Source organism: Rubrobacter aplysinae, from assembly GCF_001029505.1.
Classification (GTDB): domain Bacteria; phylum Actinomycetota; class Rubrobacteria; order Rubrobacterales; family Rubrobacteraceae; genus Rubrobacter_A; species Rubrobacter_A aplysinae.
This window is the reverse complement of record NZ_LEKH01000007.1, coordinates 20889-38064: the sequence shown is the minus strand read 5'-3', so window position 1 is coordinate 38064 and position 17176 is coordinate 20889. Positions and strand designations below refer to the sequence as shown.

The 17176-nt window shown below is 66.7% G+C and carries 16 protein-coding genes; 15 read left to right on the top strand and 1 reads right to left on the bottom strand.

Going from position 1 to position 17176, the window contains the following annotated elements; genetic code table 11:
* Positions 1 to 32: 32 nt before the first annotated feature.
* From ABD53_RS08755 to ABD53_RS08720, 8 genes are all read left to right on the top strand, one after another.
* Entirely contained in the window at positions 33 to 872 is an 840-nt protein-coding gene (locus ABD53_RS08755) for a heparan-alpha-glucosaminide N-acetyltransferase (RefSeq protein ID WP_053057862.1), read from the top strand.
* Between the two features lie 126 nt (positions 873 to 998).
* Entirely contained in the window at positions 999 to 1400 is a 402-nt protein-coding gene (locus ABD53_RS08750) for an ArsR/SmtB family transcription factor (protein WP_047865399.1), read from the top strand.
* Positions 1397 to 3685: a heavy metal translocating P-type ATPase gene (locus ABD53_RS08745; protein WP_053057861.1), complete on the top strand. Its 2289-nt coding sequence runs from the start codon at positions 1397 to 1399 to the stop codon at positions 3683 to 3685. The genes ABD53_RS08750 and ABD53_RS08745 overlap by 4 nt, the downstream gene beginning before the upstream one ends.
* A gap of 494 nt (positions 3686 to 4179) precedes the next feature.
* Positions 4180 to 4626, top strand: coding sequence for an ArsR/SmtB family transcription factor (locus tag ABD53_RS08740; protein WP_047865513.1), 447 nt, complete (start codon positions 4180 to 4182; stop codon positions 4624 to 4626).
* A 4-nt stretch (positions 4627 to 4630) separates the two neighbouring features.
* Positions 4631 to 6601, top strand: a complete 1971-nt coding sequence (locus ABD53_RS08735; RefSeq protein ID WP_200900345.1) for a heavy metal translocating P-type ATPase — start codon at positions 4631 to 4633, stop codon at positions 6599 to 6601.
* Positions 6602 to 6833: 232 nt separating this feature from the next.
* Positions 6834 to 7391 (top strand): signal peptidase II, encoded by a 558-nt coding sequence (gene lspA / locus ABD53_RS17255; protein WP_160309652.1) that lies wholly within the window; start codon positions 6834 to 6836, stop codon positions 7389 to 7391.
* Between the two features lie 17 nt (positions 7392 to 7408).
* On the top strand, positions 7409 to 7681 hold the full coding sequence (locus tag ABD53_RS08725) for a hypothetical protein (protein WP_152670685.1): 273 nt from the start codon (positions 7409 to 7411) through the stop codon (positions 7679 to 7681).
* Between the two features lie 144 nt (positions 7682 to 7825).
* Positions 7826 to 8227 (top strand): ArsR/SmtB family transcription factor, encoded by a 402-nt coding sequence (locus ABD53_RS08720; RefSeq protein ID WP_084709455.1) that lies wholly within the window; start codon positions 7826 to 7828, stop codon positions 8225 to 8227.
* Between the two features lie 29 nt (positions 8228 to 8256).
* Here ABD53_RS08720 and ABD53_RS08715 read toward each other — a convergent pair whose 3' ends face one another.
* The gene (locus tag ABD53_RS08715; RefSeq protein ID WP_053057859.1) at positions 8257 to 9390 is read right to left on the bottom strand and encodes a S1C family serine protease; all 1134 of its coding nucleotides are present in this window, start codon (positions 9388 to 9390) and stop codon (positions 8257 to 8259) included.
* Positions 9391 to 9607: 217 nt separating this feature from the next.
* On the opposite strand from ABD53_RS08715, the gene ABD53_RS08710 reads away from it, so the two are divergent.
* The 7 genes from ABD53_RS08710 to ABD53_RS08680 all read left to right on the top strand — a co-directional run bounded on the left by ABD53_RS08710 (position 9608) and on the right by ABD53_RS08680 (position 17164).
* Positions 9608 to 9832: a hypothetical protein gene (locus ABD53_RS08710; protein WP_152670684.1), complete on the top strand. Its 225-nt coding sequence runs from the start codon at positions 9608 to 9610 to the stop codon at positions 9830 to 9832.
* A 58-nt stretch (positions 9833 to 9890) separates the two neighbouring features.
* Positions 9891 to 10628 carry a ZIP family metal transporter gene (locus ABD53_RS08705; protein ID WP_047865395.1) on the top strand — a complete coding sequence of 246 codons (738 nt, stop codon included), beginning with the start codon at positions 9891 to 9893 and terminating at the stop codon, positions 10626 to 10628.
* A 226-nt stretch (positions 10629 to 10854) separates the two neighbouring features.
* On the top strand, positions 10855 to 13371 hold the full coding sequence (locus ABD53_RS08700) for a heavy metal translocating P-type ATPase (RefSeq protein ID WP_047865394.1): 2517 nt from the start codon (positions 10855 to 10857) through the stop codon (positions 13369 to 13371).
* A gap of 154 nt (positions 13372 to 13525) precedes the next feature.
* Positions 13526 to 14515 carry a cation diffusion facilitator family transporter gene (locus tag ABD53_RS08695; protein ID WP_047865509.1) on the top strand — a complete coding sequence of 330 codons (990 nt, stop codon included), beginning with the start codon at positions 13526 to 13528 and terminating at the stop codon, positions 14513 to 14515.
* A 142-nt stretch (positions 14516 to 14657) separates the two neighbouring features.
* Complete coding sequence (locus tag ABD53_RS15920) at positions 14658 to 15212, top strand: methyltransferase family protein (RefSeq protein ID WP_152670683.1); 555 nt, start codon at positions 14658 to 14660, stop codon at positions 15210 to 15212.
* A 65-nt stretch (positions 15213 to 15277) separates the two neighbouring features.
* On the top strand, positions 15278 to 16186 hold the full coding sequence (locus ABD53_RS08685; protein ID WP_047865393.1) for a DUF1385 domain-containing protein: 909 nt from the start codon (positions 15278 to 15280) through the stop codon (positions 16184 to 16186).
* 3 nt (positions 16187 to 16189) lie between these two features.
* Positions 16190 to 17164 carry an AAA family ATPase gene (locus ABD53_RS08680; protein WP_235401482.1) on the top strand — a complete coding sequence of 325 codons (975 nt, stop codon included), beginning with the start codon at positions 16190 to 16192 and terminating at the stop codon, positions 17162 to 17164.
* Positions 17165 to 17176: the final 12 nt, after the last annotated feature.

Sequence of the window (17176 nt, the reverse complement as noted above, 5' to 3'; positions counted from 1 at the left end):
TCAGGGATCGCCCTCAAAGGAGTATGCATCCGGTGATCTATAATCGGGCCGTGCCCAGCGGACGCATCTCCCCGGTACCACGGTTTAAAGGACGGGTCGCGGCGCGGCTCGATGGAGGGGCTCCGGCGGCCGGAGGCCCGCGTTTTTGGGGGGTGGACGCCGCCCGGGGCGTAGCCATGATAATGGTGGCGCTGTATCACCTAGTGTACGATCTGGACTTCTTCGGCGGGTATCCGGTGGAGTCCACGTCCGGGTTCTGGGCCGTATTCGCCGACACCAGCGCCTTCGCCTTCGTGTTCCTCGTGGGGCTGTCTCTGACACTTGGCCTCGGCAGCTCGGCCGAGGCGCGATCTGGAAACTTCAGAAAGTTCCTGCGGCGGGGGGCCGGTATCTTCGGCTACGGCATGGCGATAGCCCTGGTTTTCCTGGTGTCCGGGCTGGGCTACGTGATCATCGGCATCCTGCAACTGATCGGGCTCTCAATAATCCTAGCCTACCCGTTCGTGCGGCTCCGGCTCGCCAACCTCGCGCTCGGTGCCCTGGTGATAGCAACCGGCCTCTACATATCCTCGCTCGGCGTCTCGCTGCCCGGAGCGGGAGGCGTTCTATTGGCCCCTCTGGGCGTAGTGCCCGAGGGCCTCGTGATGCCGGACTACCGGCCGCTACTCCCCTGGTTCGGGGTGGTCCTACTGGGCATCGCGGCGGGTAACTTCCTGTACGCGGGAAGAAAGCCCTCTGGCGAGGCGGCTCCGGCGCCCGTAAGGCCGCTGGCGTTTATCGGGCGACACACCCTGTCTATCTATCTAATCCACCAGCCCGTCTTGCTCGCCGCGCTCGCCGCGCTCGCCGCGCTCGGGTTTATAAGCCTCTAACCCGCCTGGCGGACCGTACCGCGCCGCCCCGGGTCCGACTCCACAGAGAATCTCCCCGCGGTTCGTCGCCCAGCCGTGCATCTGCTATAGTCTTACGGACGATACAATGAATGTTGAGGTGATACTATGACCAACGACCGATGCGACCTGTTGTGCATAGACGCTCCGAAGGCAGAGGCTATCCGGGCGAGGCTTCTGGGGGAGGAGGGGGCGCAGGAGGCCGCGGAGGCGGCCCGGGCGTTATCTGACCCTACGAGGCTTACGCTTGCCGGGGCTCTCGGGGAGGCGGAGTCCGTAGGCGAGGCGGCCGGTGAGCTTTGCGTTTGCGATCTGGCCTGGATCACGGGCCGCTCACAGAACCTGGTCTCGCACCACATGAGGACCCTGCGCTCTCTCGGGCTGGTCAGATCCCGCAGAGACGGAAAGCTCGTGATGTACCGGCTTACGGAGCGAGGCAAGGTCCTTCTCGGCGCCGTGGCAGGCGGCGCGCCCGGGGACCGGATAGCCGGGAAAGAGGTGGGCGCATGAAGCACGGGAAGGGCCTGCCGGTATTCCAGCCGGACGAGAGACCCGAGCCCGAGGCTAAGATCGATCAGGGCGCGGGCTCCTGCGCCGACGGCTGCTGCTTGCCTTCCGACGGAAACGGATCGGGCGCCGACGAGGATGCGGCGCCTCTGGCGGAGAGTGGAGGCTCCGATGGTCTGGAGCGCACCGTCGTGCGGGTAACCGGGATGGACTGTGCGAGCTGCGCGGCGACCGTCGAGCGTGGCGTCTCGCGCCTCCAAGGCGTGCATCGTGCGACCGTGAACTTCGCCGCCGGCAGGCTGGACGCCACTCACGAGAGCGGCGTGACGTCCGCGGAGATAGAGCAAGCCATACAGAAGTCTGGCTACGGGGTGGAGCATCCCGGAGAGGCGGAGGGCGCCTCCTTCTGGCGCCAGCCGCGGGTGCTGCTGGCGCTCGGCGGCGGGCTCCTTTTCGCTCTCGGGGCGGTGTTGGCGCTGCTCGGGACGCCGGGGGTTGTAAGCTCTGCGGCGTACGCCTCGGCCATCGCGGTGGGGGGACTGCCGATCTTCCGGGCGGCGGTCGCCTCCACGAGGGAACGCAACCCGGACATGAACGTCCTGATGAGCGTCGCCGCCATCGGCGCCGCGGCGGTGGGCGCCTGGGGCGAGGCGGCGCTGGTGGTGATCCTCTTCGCCCTGGGGCTTTCGTTGCAGGTCTACGCCGTGGAGCGCACCCGCGGCGCCGTGCGCGCCCTCGCCCGGCTGGTCCCCGACGAGGTGCTGGTGCGCAGAGACGGCGCCGAGTATCTCGTGGCCGCCGGGGAAGTGTCCGCCGGGGAGACCATTCTCGTGAGGCCCGGCGAGCGTCTCGCGGTAGACGGGGAGATCGTCGAGGGTACCTCGGCTTTGGACGAGTCGCCGGTAACCGGCGAGAGCACCCCGGCCGAAAAGGGGCTCGGCGAGGAGGTCTTCTCCGGCAGCCTCAACGGACAGGGCGGGCTCGCGGTGCGGGTCAGCCGGGAGGCCGGCGAGTCCACGCTACAGAAGATAACCCGCATGGTCGAGGAGGCGCAGGGGAGCAAGGCTCCGGCCGAGCAGTTCGTCGAGCGGTTCTCGCGGATCTACACGCCGGTCGTCATGACCGCGGCCCTCGTGGTCGCCGTCGCGCCGCCGTTGGCCGGCGGGGAGTTCTCGACCTGGTTCTATAGGGCCATGGTGCTCCTGATAGTCGCCTGTCCGTGCGCTCTGGTGATCTCCACGCCGGTGACGGTGGTCTCCGGGATCGGGGCGGCCTCCCGGCGCGGTGTACTCGTCAAGGGCGGCGAGGCGCTAGAGGCCGCGGGCAAGCTGAAGACCCTCGTCTTCGACAAGACCGGCACACTCACCGAGGGGAGGCCCGTCGTCGAGAGGGTCGCCGCGGTCGGCGGCGCGGGCGAGGGTGAGTCGCTCAGGATCGCCGCGGCGCTGGAGCGGCGCTCCGAGCACCCGCTGGCGCACGCCATCCTCTCCGCCGCGGACGGCAAGCTCCCGGAGGTCTCGGAGTTCCGGGGCATCTCGGGCCGCGGGGCCGAGGGCGTCGTGGAGGGCCGGAGTTACCTCGTCGGCAGCCCCAGGCTCTTCGAGGAGCGGGGGGTTCCGCTGGAGGCCGCCGCCGGTGAGCTCCGGGAAGTAGAAGATGCCGGGCAGACCCCGGTTGTGCTCGGGACGCGGGAGGGGCCTCTCGCCGTCCTCGGGCTCGCCGACGCCATAAGGCCCGACGCGGAGGCCGCGCTGCGCTCGCTCAGGGAGGCCGGGGTGCGCGACTTCGTGATGCTCACCGGCGACGCCGAGGCCCCGGCGCGCCGGATCGCCGACAAGCTCGGCATAGATTACCGGGCGCGCCTGTTGCCCGAACAGAAGGTCGAGGCCGTCAGGGAGCTCGTCTCCGGCGGAGGTGCTTCCGGGCGCGGCGTCGTCGGCATGGTCGGGGACGGCATAAACGACGCCCCGGCGCTCGCGGCGGCAGACGTGAGCTTCGCCATGGGCGCGGCCGGCACCGACGTGGCGCTGGAGGCCGCCGACGTGGCGCTGATGCGTGACGATCTGGGTAAGCTCGCCGAGGCGGTCAGGCTCTCGCGCGCCTCCGAGGGCATCATCAAACAGAACATCTTCACCTCCATACTGGTCAACACGATCTTCTCTTTGCTCGCCCCGTTCGGGCTGGTGACCCTCTGGCTCGCGGTGCTCGCCGACATGGGAACCTCTCTCGGGGTAACCGGCAACGGGCTAAGGCTATTCCGCCGTGGCGGTAAACCGCGCCAGCCGTAGGCTCCAGCATGGCGGCAGGCAGACTTCGCACTGCTGTATGTGACCCATGGGTCCCGTGAGGAACGCAGAGGCTGATAGCTCTGAGATCGGGAGTAGGATGTCGAAAAGAAATGATAAGGAGTGGCCAGTTCTCGTTTCTTATGAGCGTCTTGATCATAGCCGGCTCCGCAGGTACGCGACGCTGCTTTCCGGGGCGGACTTGCTCTCCTCCGAGCTCGCCGGTTACCTCGCTATCAGCTTTCTCCCCAGCTTCTCTATAGCTTCATCAAGCGCAGTCTCAAGGTGTCCTCTTGCTATCGGGTCGCCCTCACAGCAGTATCAGCCAACGCGCTCGTAGTCATCCGTTGGATTCTCCGCACTAGAGCTCCGTACGCGCTACGGTAGCGACGAGCTACCGACCCTCGGACTCCGCGTACTTGACGACCTTCGTGGACAGTCACTATAATATTTCGATATTCGTTCAAGTTTAGGTATATGTTTGGAGTATGTTCTCGATGGTTGCGAAGAAGGTCGAAGAGCGCGGCGGGATCGAGCGGGTGGCGAACGAGGGCGTGTGCGAGGTGGACCTCGTCCATCCGGCAGCGGTGCGCAGGGTTCGTGAGAGCCTGCCCGAGGAAAGGGCGACGCGCAGAGCGGCCGAGGTCTTCGGGGTGCTCGCTGACCCGACGCGGGCCCGGATCGTCTACGCGCTCTCGGTCGAGGAGCTGTGCGTTTGCGACGTGGCGGCGGTGGCGGGCCTCTCGGTGAGCGCCGCGAGCCACCAGCTCAAGAGGCTCCGCGACAGCGGTGTCGTGGACTACCACAAGGAGGGCCGTCTGGCCTTTTACAGCCTCGTGGACGATCACGTCCGCGGTCTGATGGAGGACGGCGTGGCGCGGGTACTCGCGGCTGGCGCCGGGGTAGGCGTCCCCGCTGGAGCCAACGAGGCGCAGGGGGCTTAGGTTCGTGACGGAGAAGGAGCTGCGCGACATGGAGCCAGAAGAGGTCGAGGGGGTCGAGGAATCCGAAGAGCGCGACGATGATGAGGTAGAAGGCTTCGAGGGACCCTGGTACCGTTTCCCTCCCGCGCGCAACGCCCTGATCTCGGGTGCGTTTCTCCTCGTCGGGTGGCTCGTCGAGCGCTTTACGGACGCGCCCGGCTACGTCTCCGTCGCCATCCTCGTCCTGGCGATTCTCATCGGGGCCTACTACTGGGCGCGCGAGGGCTTCGAGGAGTTCGTCGAGGAGCGGGAGGTCGGCATCGAGGCCTTGATGGCCGCCGCCACGGTGGGCGCGGTGATCCTTGGCGCGTGGTCCGAGGCCGCGTTTTTGGTCTTCCTCTTCGCCGCCGCCGAGGCGACTGAGGAGTATACCTACGCCCGCACCCGCACCGCCATCCGCTCGCTGTTGGACCTCGCCCCGGAGACGGCGACCCGCCTCGAAGACGGTCGGGAGGAGACTGTCCCCGCGGAGGAGCTTGCGCTCGGGGACCACTTTCTGGTGAGGCCCGGCGAGAGGCTCCCCACCGACGGGGAGATAGTCGAGGGCGCTTCGAGCCTGGACGAGTCGGCGGTGACGGGCGAGTCGGTGCCGGTGGAGAAGGGCGCGGGCTGGAAGGTCTTCGCCGGTACGATAAACACCACCGGCTCCTTGAAGGTTCGCGCGACGACCAGCTTCGAGTCGAACTCGCTGCAGAAGATCATCCACCTCGTGGAGGAGGCCCAGGGCGTAAAGTCCCGGGCGCAGCGCTGGATAGACCGCTTCGGCAACCGCTATAGCCCGGCCGTCCTCGTCGGCGCGCTCTTGTTGCTCGTCGTGCCGCCGCTGCTCGGCGGCGCCTTCGACACCTGGGCCTACCGGGCGGTGGTCTTGCTGGTGGCGGCCGCGCCGTGCGCGCTGGTGATGTCCACCCCGGTGGCGGTGGCCGCGGCGATAGGCCGCGCCGGGCGCGAGGGCGTCCTGATAAAGGGCGGTATACATCTTGAGAGCCTCTCGAAGCTAGAGGTCGTCGCCTTCGATAAGACCGGTACCCTAACCCGCGGCGAGCCTGTGGTAACCGACGTGATCCCGGCAGGCGGGAGGCCCGGCGATATGCTCGGGGCCGCCGCCGGCGTGGAGCGTTACAGCGAGCACCCGCTGGCCCGCGCCATCGTGGACCGCGCCCGCTCGGATGGTCTAGCCCTCCCGGAACCCCGCGACTTCGAGGCCCTGGCCGGGGCCGGCGCCAAGGCTCGGCTCGACGGGCGGACGGTCTACGTGGGCAGCCCCGCGCTCTTCGGGGATCTCAACGCGTCCCTAGACAGGATGGACGAGGAGATCGAGCGCCTCCAGGCGGAGGGTAAGACGGTCGTCCTGGTCGGCGCCGAGGAGCGCGTCCAGGGGCTCCTGGCGCTGCGCGACGAGCCCAGGGAGGAGGCTAAACACGCCGTCGAGGAGCTGCACGGGATGGGCTACCGGGTCGCCATGCTCACCGGGGACAACGAACGCACGGCGAGGACCATAGCCGGGGAGCTCGGCATCGACGACGTGCGAGCCGACCTTAAGCCCGAGGACAAGGTTAGCGCCGTCGAGGCGCTTGAAAAGGAGTACGGCCCCGTGGCGATGGTCGGGGACGGCATCAACGACTCGCCGGCGCTGGCCACGGCGTCTGTAGGTATGGCGATGGGAACGGCGGGCACCGACGCCGCCATAGAGGCCGCCGACGTGGCACTGATGGGCGACGACCCCGGAAAGGCCCTCTACGCGATCCGGCTCTCCCGGCGCAGCCAGGGCATCAGCCTCCAGAACATCGTTTTCTCCATACTCGTCCTCGCGGTCTTGATCCCGGGGGCGGTCCTGGGTCTGCTCGGCATCGCGGCTGCCGTCTTCGCCCACGAGGCCTCCGAGCTCCTGGCCGTCGCAAACGGGCTGCGCATGGCCCGGAGGAGGGTCGCGTAGCGAATGGCCGGCACGGCCAGCGAGTTTGCCGGGTCGAGGAGTTCCGCCAGGAGGATTTCGCCGGCGGAAGAGGGCCCATCGAGTCCATGAAAGTGGCATCACGCTTTCCGACCGGAGTCATCATGATGTACGACGTATCGCGGCCGGACCCGCGGGTAAACCGCCCGCCGCTGCCCGCTCTGCCGCGGAGGCCTTTCGTTATCAGCAACGTCCGGGCCGGCGGACGATCCGCGTGAAACCCGGCGCCGAGGAAGCCGCGCTCGGTTCGGGCCGTAGCGGACGCCCGGCCTGGCCGGGGGGAGTCCGTTTGATCCTCGCGGTCGCGGTCCCGACCGTCCTCGCAACCGGGGCGGCTCGCCAGTGGGCAGAGCGGAGCCTGGACTACGGCGAGCCGGTGCCCCTGGTCGGCGACCTCTTTCGTCTTACCCTGGGCGAGAACGCGGGCGTCGCCTTCGGCCTCTTGCAAGGCTCCCCGCTCGTGCCATGGCTGTCCGCCCTGGCGCTCGTCGTGTTCGCGCTCTTCCTCGCACGCCCCCTGAGCGGGAGCCGCGCGGGCGGGGTCGCGCTCGGCCTGCTCCTCGGCGGTGGCCTCGCCAACCTGATCGACCGCGTGCGGGACGGGAGTGTAACCGACTACCTGGATGTAGGCCTGGGGAGCTGGCGCTGGCCGACCTCCAACCTGCCCGATGTGGCGATAACGACCGGGTTCGTGCTCGCCTTGTGGTTGATTGCGCGCGGTCCTTCCGGCGAGCCTAAAAGTTTGATGGATTACGCGGAGGACGCCCATTAACGCTGGTTGTGAGGATCGTGCTCACTCTGGCCACAAGCCTGGACGCGGCTTCGGAGATCGTCGCCATCCTCGGGACGCCCTTCCCGCATGCGACCCTAGCGATGGGAACGGCGGCGCTCGGCTACCGGAGACGCATAATCACCGGCACCGCGATAGCGGCGGAGGAGGAGACGATTGGGCGGGATATCGGAGTTTTCCTCGCTCTCTGTCTGGTGACCGCGGCGAGTGGGCTCGTAAACCTGCCATTCGCGCTAAGGGTGGTCGTGGCGCTCGTGCTGATACCTATATGAGCGAGCACCGCGAGCCAGAGCATGGAGAGGATGGAGGGACGAGGAACACGATAGATGCCCTTGACGAGGGTAGACAAGACTCGAGTAGGGTAGGGGACCGTCTCCCACAGGGTCTCTTCCCGCCCGGTCGGATACAATGGTTTCATGACGACGCTAGATCAAGTAGAGCAGGCCAATATCTCCGAGGCCCCGGCGGGGTCTCCCACGTGCGACGTCGAGGGCGCCCACCCGAGTGCGGTAAGCGCCGCCCGGGAGGCGATGCCCGAGCAGCAAGACATACAACGGGCGAGCGAGCTCCTCAAGGCGATCGGCTACCCGGTCAGGATGAACATCCTCTCCGCCCTCTCGCCCGGGGAGCTGTGTGTCTGCGACCTGCAGGAGATCCTCGGTATGAGTCAGTCGGCCGTCTCCCATCAGCTCCGTAACCTCCGGAACGCCAACCTGGTCAAGCACCGTCGCGGCGGCAAGCAGGTCTACTATTCCCTGGCCGACGGACACGTCGACAAGCTCCTGGAGATGACTCTGGAGCACGTTAGCCACGACTAGGCCTCCCGCGGCGGTGGACTAGGAACTCTCTACCCATTTTGCCCGGGTGAAGAAGCCGATTCGGGCCTCTCGCCGAGCGTGATCCCGACCGTCCGCTCTTCGCCGCCAGAAACCACCGTCAGCCGAGCCCGGTCACCGGGCTGGTAGTCACGCAGCGCACCGAGAAGGTTCCCTGAGCCCTCGACCGGCGTACCGCCGATCTCGGTTATGACGTCTCCTTGCGAGAGCCCGGCCTGGTCCGCGGGGCTGCCTCCGGTGACCTCGCCGACCAGCGCGCCCGACTCCGCCTGTACGTCGAACTGGCTCGCTACCTCCGGGGATAGGGTAGCCGTGGAGATCCCGAGGTAGGGGGCCTGCGCCTCTCCGGTCCGGATGAGTTGGTCCGCCACGGAGGTCACCGTGCTAGCCGGGATGGCGAAGCCTATGCTCTCCGCACCGGTCTGGGTGGGAGGCAGGTAGGCGACGTTCACGCCGATGACCCGTCCGTCGCGATCCGCCAGGGCGCCGCCGGAGCTTCCGGGCGAGATCGCGGCGTCCGTCTGTGTAAGGTCGACCAGCGCCTGCTCCTGCCGCCCGCCGGTCAGCTCGGCGGGTATCTCCCGTCCGAGGCCGCTAACGACGCCGGAGGTAACCGTGGACTCCAAACCCTGGGGACTGCCGATGGCTGCCGCGAGCTGGCCCGCCATTGGTTCCTCTTCGACGAAGCGAGCCGCCGGCAGATCATTCCGGGGCACCTTCAACACGGCAAGGTCGGTGAAGTTATCTTTCCCGACCACCCGGGCCTGCTCCGTAGAGCCGTCAGAGAAGGTGACGTTGACTTGGCTGGCGTCGGCCACCACGTGGTCGTTGGTCACTATGTAGCCATCCTCGCGGTAGACGATGCCGCTACCCAGCCCCTCGGACTGTTGCCGGCCGAAAGGCGTCTGCTGGGCACCCTCGACGTTGACCTGTACGACCGAAGGGCGTACCCGCTTGGCTACCCGTGCGACCGGCTCCCCGCCGCCCAGCAGAGGTTCCGCCGCATCACCGGCGCCCGATGCGGTAGAGGCCGAACCCGAATCGGCGGCGGTACCCTCTCCTCTACCGTTAGTGGAGGAACCAGCGCCAGCGCCGCAGCCGGCGACCAGTAGCGCCGATACTACGAGTATAAGAGCCGGTCGCAACTTACCTATCCCGCGACGGGTATTCGACCCTAGATTACCCTGACCGTTGTACCTACTAAAATCTGGACGCACGAGTCCCGCACCTCTCCTGAGCTTGCCAGCCTCTCCTACGACGCCTCCTTCGCCGAGTTTCCGGCTGCCCGCCTCTGTTTCGGCGGCGCATCCGGGTGGGTATTGTATGACAAGATGTTCATGTAAATGGTAGAGGGGAGGAGTCGTGGCCGTGAGGAGGCTAAAGGAACTGGTCGGTATCGTCCTTACAGGGGACGGCGTGGTAGGGCTCGCCGCCCCCCGGAGGGACAGCCTGCTGTGGGATTTTGGCCCGGAATGGTACGGGCGGGTGATGGAGTCGTTCGCGGACCGGCCGGGTCTGGTCCGGGGGCTGGCGGCTGCGGAGATCGTCGGGGGGTTGTGGTTGGTCCTCAGGCAGTACCCGGAGTAGCTAGAGTGGGCGGGGAGAGACGAATGGTGGGGCGTCTACCGGCGCGGGCGGCACGACCGTGAGCGCGTACCTCATAGTACTGCTACTGGCGGCAATGCCGGCGCTGGGCAACTTCGCGGGCGGGGTGCTCGCCGAGATGGTGCCGGTCTCGCGGCGCGTGCTCAATCTGGTGCTCCACGCGGCGGGCGGCATCGTTATCGGGGTGGTCGCCGTAGAGATCATACCGAGGGCCGTGGAGGCGGATCCGGCCTGGCTCATCGTGCTGGCGTTCGTGCTTGGAGGGGGCTTTTACGTGGCCACGGGCTGGGTGGTCGAGCGGCTGCAGTCGCGCTTCGGCAGCGAGAACGGGGCCGGGCCGTGGATGATCTTCTTCGGCGTCTCGACGGATCTCTTCTCCGACGGCGTGCTGATCGGCACCGGCTCGACCATCTCCGTGGGGCTTGGGCTGCTCCTCGCTGTGGGGCAGGTGCCGGCCGACTTCCCCGAAGGTTTCTCTTCCACAGCCAGCTTCCGGCGCGCGGGGGCACCGCGCCGTAGACGCCTCTTGCTCTCGGCCGCATTCGCCATACCCATCTTCGCGGGGGCGACGCTCGGCTACTGGGCTATGCGGGACGCCCCGGAGATCTACCAGCTCGCGCTGCTCACCTTCACCGCCGGCATCCTTACGACGCTGGTAGTCGAAGAGTTGGTGCCAGAGGCCCACGAGGCCCTCGAAGAGGGAGAAAGCCGCCTCGCGCCGCTCGTCTTCGTGGCCGGCTTCGCCCTGTTCGCGCTCCTCTCCGCCTACCTGGGGTAGCCGCGGGACTCGCGCTCCAGGGTAACCCGCAAACAGGGCGTACGTTAACCCGTTCTCCCCGCACTGGCCCCGAGACACTGGCCGCCATGCTCGGCTACCTCGCAAAAAACGATTGCACCCGATCCCCGCATCGCATATATTATGACGAGTGGTTCATATGAACACTGTTAGCTACAAAGAGAGTGCCCGTCAGTCTGGGCGTGCGTAGGTTCGAGGGAGAAACGAGATGCCGGACAAGCTGCAGCTAGACCTTCCCGCTCTGCTTCCGGAGGCCCCGGATGAGGGGGACGAGTGTGTCCGGAGGCTCATCGCGGGGCTCGAAGCGCAGGAGGGGGTCGAGCGTCTGCACGTAGTCGAGACCACCGTCGGCGAGACCGGTCGGCTCTGTGTCCACTACGACCCGGACGTGTCCTCTTGGCAGGAGGTCCGGCGTTCGGCCGAGAGCGCCGGTACACGGCTCACGGGCCGCTACGGGCATCTGTCACGGGAGATCGGAGCCGGACACGTGGGGCGCGAGGCCGTGGAGCGGCTGAAGTGGATGCGCGGGGTGACGGATGTGACGGTCGCCTCCGGGCTGCTCCGGCTCGAGTTCGACCGCGAGAGGACCGACGAGGCGCAGCTCCTCGGCGCGCTAGAGGAGGTAGGCGTGCGCGGGGCACAGAGTGAGCCGGACGGGCATGCGGAGCCCCGGGACGAGACTACACCGCGCAGCCTGGAAGAGGGCGGCGAGCAACGGCACCACCAAGAAGGTCACGACCAAGAAGGTCACGACCAAGAAGGTCACGACCAAGAAGGTCACGACCACGATCACGGCGGGATCTTCGGCGAGAAGACGGAGTTGATCTTCGCGATCTCCTCCGGCGTAACGCTAATCATCGGGTTCTTGATCTCGGTACTCACCGACGTAACCCAGTGGGTGCCCCTGGGCTTCTACTTCGCCGCGTACTTCTTCGGCGGGTTCTACACGCTTAGAGAGGCCGTGGAGAAGGTCGCCAACCGCCAGTTCGAGATCGACTTCCTGATGCTCGTGGCCGCCACGGGCGCGGCTATCCTCGGCGAGTGGGCCGAGGGCGCACTACTCTTGTTCCTGTTCTCGTTGGGGCACTCGCTTGAGGGCTACGCGATGGGCCGCGCCCGGCGGGCCATCGAGGCGCTCGGCGAGCTAGCTCCCCAGACCGCCGTGGTGCGCCGCGACGGCGGGCAGCGGGAGATCGCCGTAGAGGAGCTGGTCGTCGGCGATACCGTGATAGTGAAGCCAAACGAGCGTCTGCCCGCCGACGGGTTCGTGACGAGCGGCGAGAGCAGCGTGGACCAGTCCGCGGTGACCGGCGAGAGCGTGCCCGTAGACAAGAGGCCGGTCGAGGACCCCGATAGCGCCGCGGACTCCGGCGGCATAGACCCCGAGAGTCAGGCCTTCGCCGGGACCATTAACGGTGCCGGGGCGCTCGAGGTCCGGGTAACCAAGCGCGCGGAGGACAATACCCTCTCGCGGGTGGTCAAGCTGGTCAGCGAGGCCGAGTCCCAGAAGTCGCCGACCCAGCGCTTCACGGATAAATTCCAGCGGTACTTCGTGCCAGCGGTCCTCGCGCTCGTCGCGGTCCTGCTAGCTTCGCCTCTGGTGACCGGCGAAGCCTTCGCGGACTCGTTCTACCGGGCTATGGCCGTGCTGGTGGCGGCGAGCCCGTGCGCCCTCGCCATCGCCACCCCGAGCGCGGTGCTCTCGGCGGTGGCCCGCGCCGGGCGCGGCGGCGTTCTCGTCAAGGGCGGAGGGCCCTTGGAGAACCTCGGCACGCTCACGGCCGTCGCCTTCGACAAGACCGGCACGCTTACCGAGGGCAAGCCCCGCCTTACCGACGTGGAGCCCCACGGCGACGCCGAGGAGACGGAGCTCTTGCGGGCGGCGGTCGCCGTGGAGAGGCTCTCCGACCACCCGCTGGCCGCCGCGGTGGTCAGCGGCGGGACCGAGCGGGGGGCTGGGGAAGATACGCCCGAAGCGACGAGCCTGGAGAGCATCACGGGCCGGGGCGTCAGGGCCGAGCTTGACGGCGAGACGGTGTACGTTGGGAAGGACGCCCTCTTTGGCGAGGTCGGCGGACCGGAGTTGCCAGAGGAGCTGCGACAGGCCGTCGAGAGGCTCGAAGGCGAGGGCAGGACGACGATGATCGTGCGTGCCGGAGAGCGGTATCTGGGCGTGCTCGGGCTGATGGACACGCCGCGCGAGTCGGCGTCCGAGGTCGTGGAACGCCTGCGGGAGATCGGTCTGCGGCGCATGATCATGATCAGCGGCGACAACCAGCGCGTCGCCGACGCGGTGGCCGGACAGATAGGCCTAGACGAGGCCTGGGGAGATCTACTCCCCGAGGACAAGGTCGAGGCCATAAAGAGGCTAAACGAGCGTGAGCAGCGCGTGGCGATGGTCGGCGATGGCGTCAACGATGCCCCGGCTATGGCGAACTCAACCGTCGGCATAGCGATGGGCGCGGCGGGCTCGGACGTTGCCCTGGAGACCGCCGACGTGGCCCTCATGTCCGACGACCTCACGCAGCTCCCGTTCGCCGGGGGCCTGAGCCGCAGGACCAGCCGCCTCATCCGGCAAAACCTGTTTATAAGCCTCGGCGTGGTCGCTCTGCTCGTCCCGGCGACTATCCTCGGCCTCGGCATCGGCCCGGCGGTGGCCGTACACGAGGGCTCGACCCTCGTAGTCGTGTTCAACGCGCTGCGGCTGCTGGGCCACAAGGCGTAACCTCTCGTATTTCTCGTATTTCCCGTGAACTCTTTCTGCGCGTTTCAAAGTGTTTCCGAGTATTTCTGCGTGGGCGAGGTTTGACACGCCCCGCAGCAGGATATGATATGACGGAGTATTCATACAACAGACCACGTAGATGGAGATTGTAGAGATGGCTGACGGTCACTCCCACGCGAACCCGGAGCAAGGACACTCTCACGAGCACTCCCGCAAAGGTTCGGGAGGGCATGATCACGGGTCCGGCGCCAACAAGAAGGCGCTGGCGGTAGTCCTGTCTTTTACCCTGACGTACATGGTCGTCGAGATCATCGGCGGCTTCATAACCGGCTCCCTGGCTCTGCTGGCGGACGCGGCCCACATGGCCTCGGACAACGTGGCCCTGGGTCTCGCTCTGTTCGCCTTCTGGCTCTCGTCCAAGCCTCCGACGCCTAACAAGAGCTTTGGCTACAAGCGGACGGAGATACTGGCGGCGCTCTTTAACGGTGTCACTATCGTCGCGATCTCTCTCTGGATCTTCTACGAGGCGTACAACCGCTTCCAGGATCCGCCGGAGATACTCGGCGGCTGGATGATGGTGGTGGCCGTGATAGGGCTCCTGGTCAACCTCGCGGGCACCCTGATCCTCACACGGTCTGCCGGTGAGAACCTCAACATGCAGGGCGCTTTGCGCCACGTACTCGCCGACCTGTTCGGCTCGATCGGGGTTATCGTCGCGGCGGTAGTCATAATCTTGACCGGCTGGAACTATGCGGATCCCTTGATCAGCGCCTTTATCGGGGTACTCGTCCTCTTTAGCTCTTGGAAGCTCCTGCGAGACTCGGTCGGCATCCTCATGGAGGGCTCGCCGCCCGGGATAGATGCTCGGGAGATCGGCGGCCAGATGGCTGGCGCGGAGGGTGTCGAGGAGGTGCATGACCTGCACGTGTGGACCGTCACCTCCGGGTTTACGGCCCTCGCCGCCCACGTGCTCGTGGGGGCGGACGAGGACTGTCATGCCGTCCGCCGGGAGCTGGAGGCTCAACTCGAGGACGAGTACGGCATCGAGCACACCACCTTGCAGGTGGATCACGCCGGCGACCACGAGGCCAGCGGGGGAAATCTTACGTTCCAACCGGATAACGGACCCGACGAGCGAGGTTAGGAGGCGGATCTCTAATGCGCTACAGCTCCGAGTCCGGTAGCAAAGCTAGCGAGGTAAAGTTGCAAACCTACGACAATGGCGTCCGCAACGCTGGATCCAGAGAGGCAACTAGGGCCCTTGAGTCCGAGGGCGGGGATGTGCCGTGACCGCGAAAGGTGATTCAAAGGTGCGGTGGGGCGGCGCCTGTCTCCCTGCCGTCATGCTGCTCTCCGTGGCGTGGTTGCTCCGGCGGGCGGATAGGGACTACGAGAGACTTGGCAGGCTCTCTACCCGGGCCTCGCTAGTTGCCTGGGTGCTGTACACGCTTCACGCTGGTCTGACCTTGGCGGCGTCCGGCAACCAGCGGCCGCGCGGACCCGGCGTAACGTCTCTGCTGGGTGTAGCGCTCTTTGTGGCGGCGGCGCGCGAACATCGCTCGCTACGCCAGGTGTCGGGGCTGACGGCCGAACGGCTAGTGAGATCGGGACCCTACCGGTTTACCCGTAACCCGCAGATCTTCGGCTGGGGCCTCGCTCTATCGGGGGTCGCGTTCAGGGGGCACTCGCCAAAGGCCCTGGCTCTGGTGGCCGCCTTCGTCGTGGCTCATCGTGTGTACGCCCCCGTCGAGGAGCGGCACCTCGAGCGCACTTTCGGGGCGGAGTACCGGCGCTACCGGGCGGAGGTTCCGCGCTTTCTGGGCCTCCCCGGAGCAGGTTAGTCGGTTCCTAGATCCGGTTCCATGCGGCTTCTAATACGTACCGTCTTGATGAGGAGGGGTAAGAGATGAAAGTAGGAGGACAGGCGATAATGGAGGGTGTCCTGATGAGGTCCCCCAACTTCTGGGGGATCGCCGTCAGGAACCCGAACGGTGAGGTCGAGCTCGAGTCCGACAGCTTCACCTCGGTAACAAAGAAGAGCCGGCTGTTCCGCCTACCCATAGTGCGGGGCTTCCTCTCGCTGGGCGAGACTCTGTTTCTCGGCATGAAGGCGCTCACGCGCTCGACCAACATAGCCCTTGGCGAGGAGGAGGATCTCTCCAAGAAAGAGGTAGCCCTCACCATGCTCGTCGGTCTCGGGCTCGCGTTTCTGCTCTTTCTGGTGGCCCCGGTGCTCGGGACCAAGGGTATCGGGGCGCTCCTGGGTCAGGCCATCGAAAACCCGGTGCTCTTCAACGTGGTCGAGGGCGTTATAAGGATCGGGGTGTTCGTAGGCTACATCCTCGTGATTAGCGCGTTCAGCCGGGATATAAAGCGCTTCTTCGCCTACCACGGCGCCGAACACAAGGCCATTAAAGTGTACGAGTCCGGTGACGAGCTGGTGCCGGAGAACTCGCACCGCTTCGACACGAGCCACGTCCGCTGCGGCACGAGCTTCGTGCTGTACGTGCTGGTGCTGAGTATCCTCGTGTTCGCGCTGCTCGGTACCCACGGCTGGCTGTTCATGGTGCTGAGCCGGGTGCTCGTGATCCCGCTGGTCGCCGGTCTCGGGTTCGAGTTCATCATGTGGAGCGCGCGGCATCAGGATAGCGCCGTGGTGCGGGCCCTGACGAAGCCGGGGCTGATGATGCAGAGCCTCACCACCCGCGAGCCCTCCGACGACATGGTGGAGGTTGCGATGGCCTCGCTCGCGAAGGTGCTCTCGCTGGAGGCTCGAGCCGAGAGTACCGGGCATGCGGAAAAGTCGGTCGTATAGGCCTTGACGGGAGAACGGGCCGGGAAGGTCCATGAAGCGGCTCTGGACTACGAGGGGGTCGCGGATGCGGTGGACAGGATAACCCGCAACGTTGCCCGGGCCGTAACCGGCAAGCGGGACAGTATAGAACTCGCGGTCGTGGCGATGCTCGCCGGCGGGCACGTGTTGGTCGAGGACGTTCCCGGCGTGGGGAAGACCCTGCTCGCCAGGTCTCTGTCCCGGTGCATGGAGGCGGAGTTCCGGCGCATCCAGTTTACGCCGGACCTTCTGCCCGGGGACGTGACCGGGCTGAACGTGTACGGCCGAGGCCGCTCCGCCTTCGAGTTCTGGCCGGGTCCGGTCTTTGCGAACATGGTGCTGGCCGACGAGATCAACCGGGCGAGCCCGAAGACCCAGAGCGCGCTGCTCGAGGCCATGGGGGAGGGCGCGGTAACCGTGGACGGGGAGACCCGGCCGCTGCCCCAGCCGTTCTGCGTTATAGCGACCCAGAACCCGGTCGAGCAGGCGGGTACGTATACGCTACCGCACGCCGAGCTCGACCGTTTCATGATCAAGATGAACCTTGGCTACCCGGACGCGGCCTCCGAGGTGGAGCTCCTCAGGCTCTCCCGGGATTCAGTATCCGGCCTGAGCCCCGTGATCGGTCTGGAAGAGTTCGGGCATATCATGCGTCTAGTTCGGGAGGTGAGTGTTAGCGAAACCGTACTCAGATTCGTGGTGGGCGTGACGTCCGCCACGCGCGGACACGAGGACGCGACGCTAGGCGCCTCGCCGAGGGCGAGCCGCATGCTTCTAGCGGCCGCCAAATCCCGGGCGGCGGTAAGAGGCCGCGCTGACTGCCTCCCGGAGGACGTAGCGGCCCTGGCGCCGAGCGTGCTGGCGCACCGGATACTGCCCGCCCGCCGGCGAGCCGTGGACCCCGGAGGGGCCGAGAGCATCGTGCGGGATGCATTGGATTCGGCTCGGGCTACCCCGTGATCAGCTCGGCGT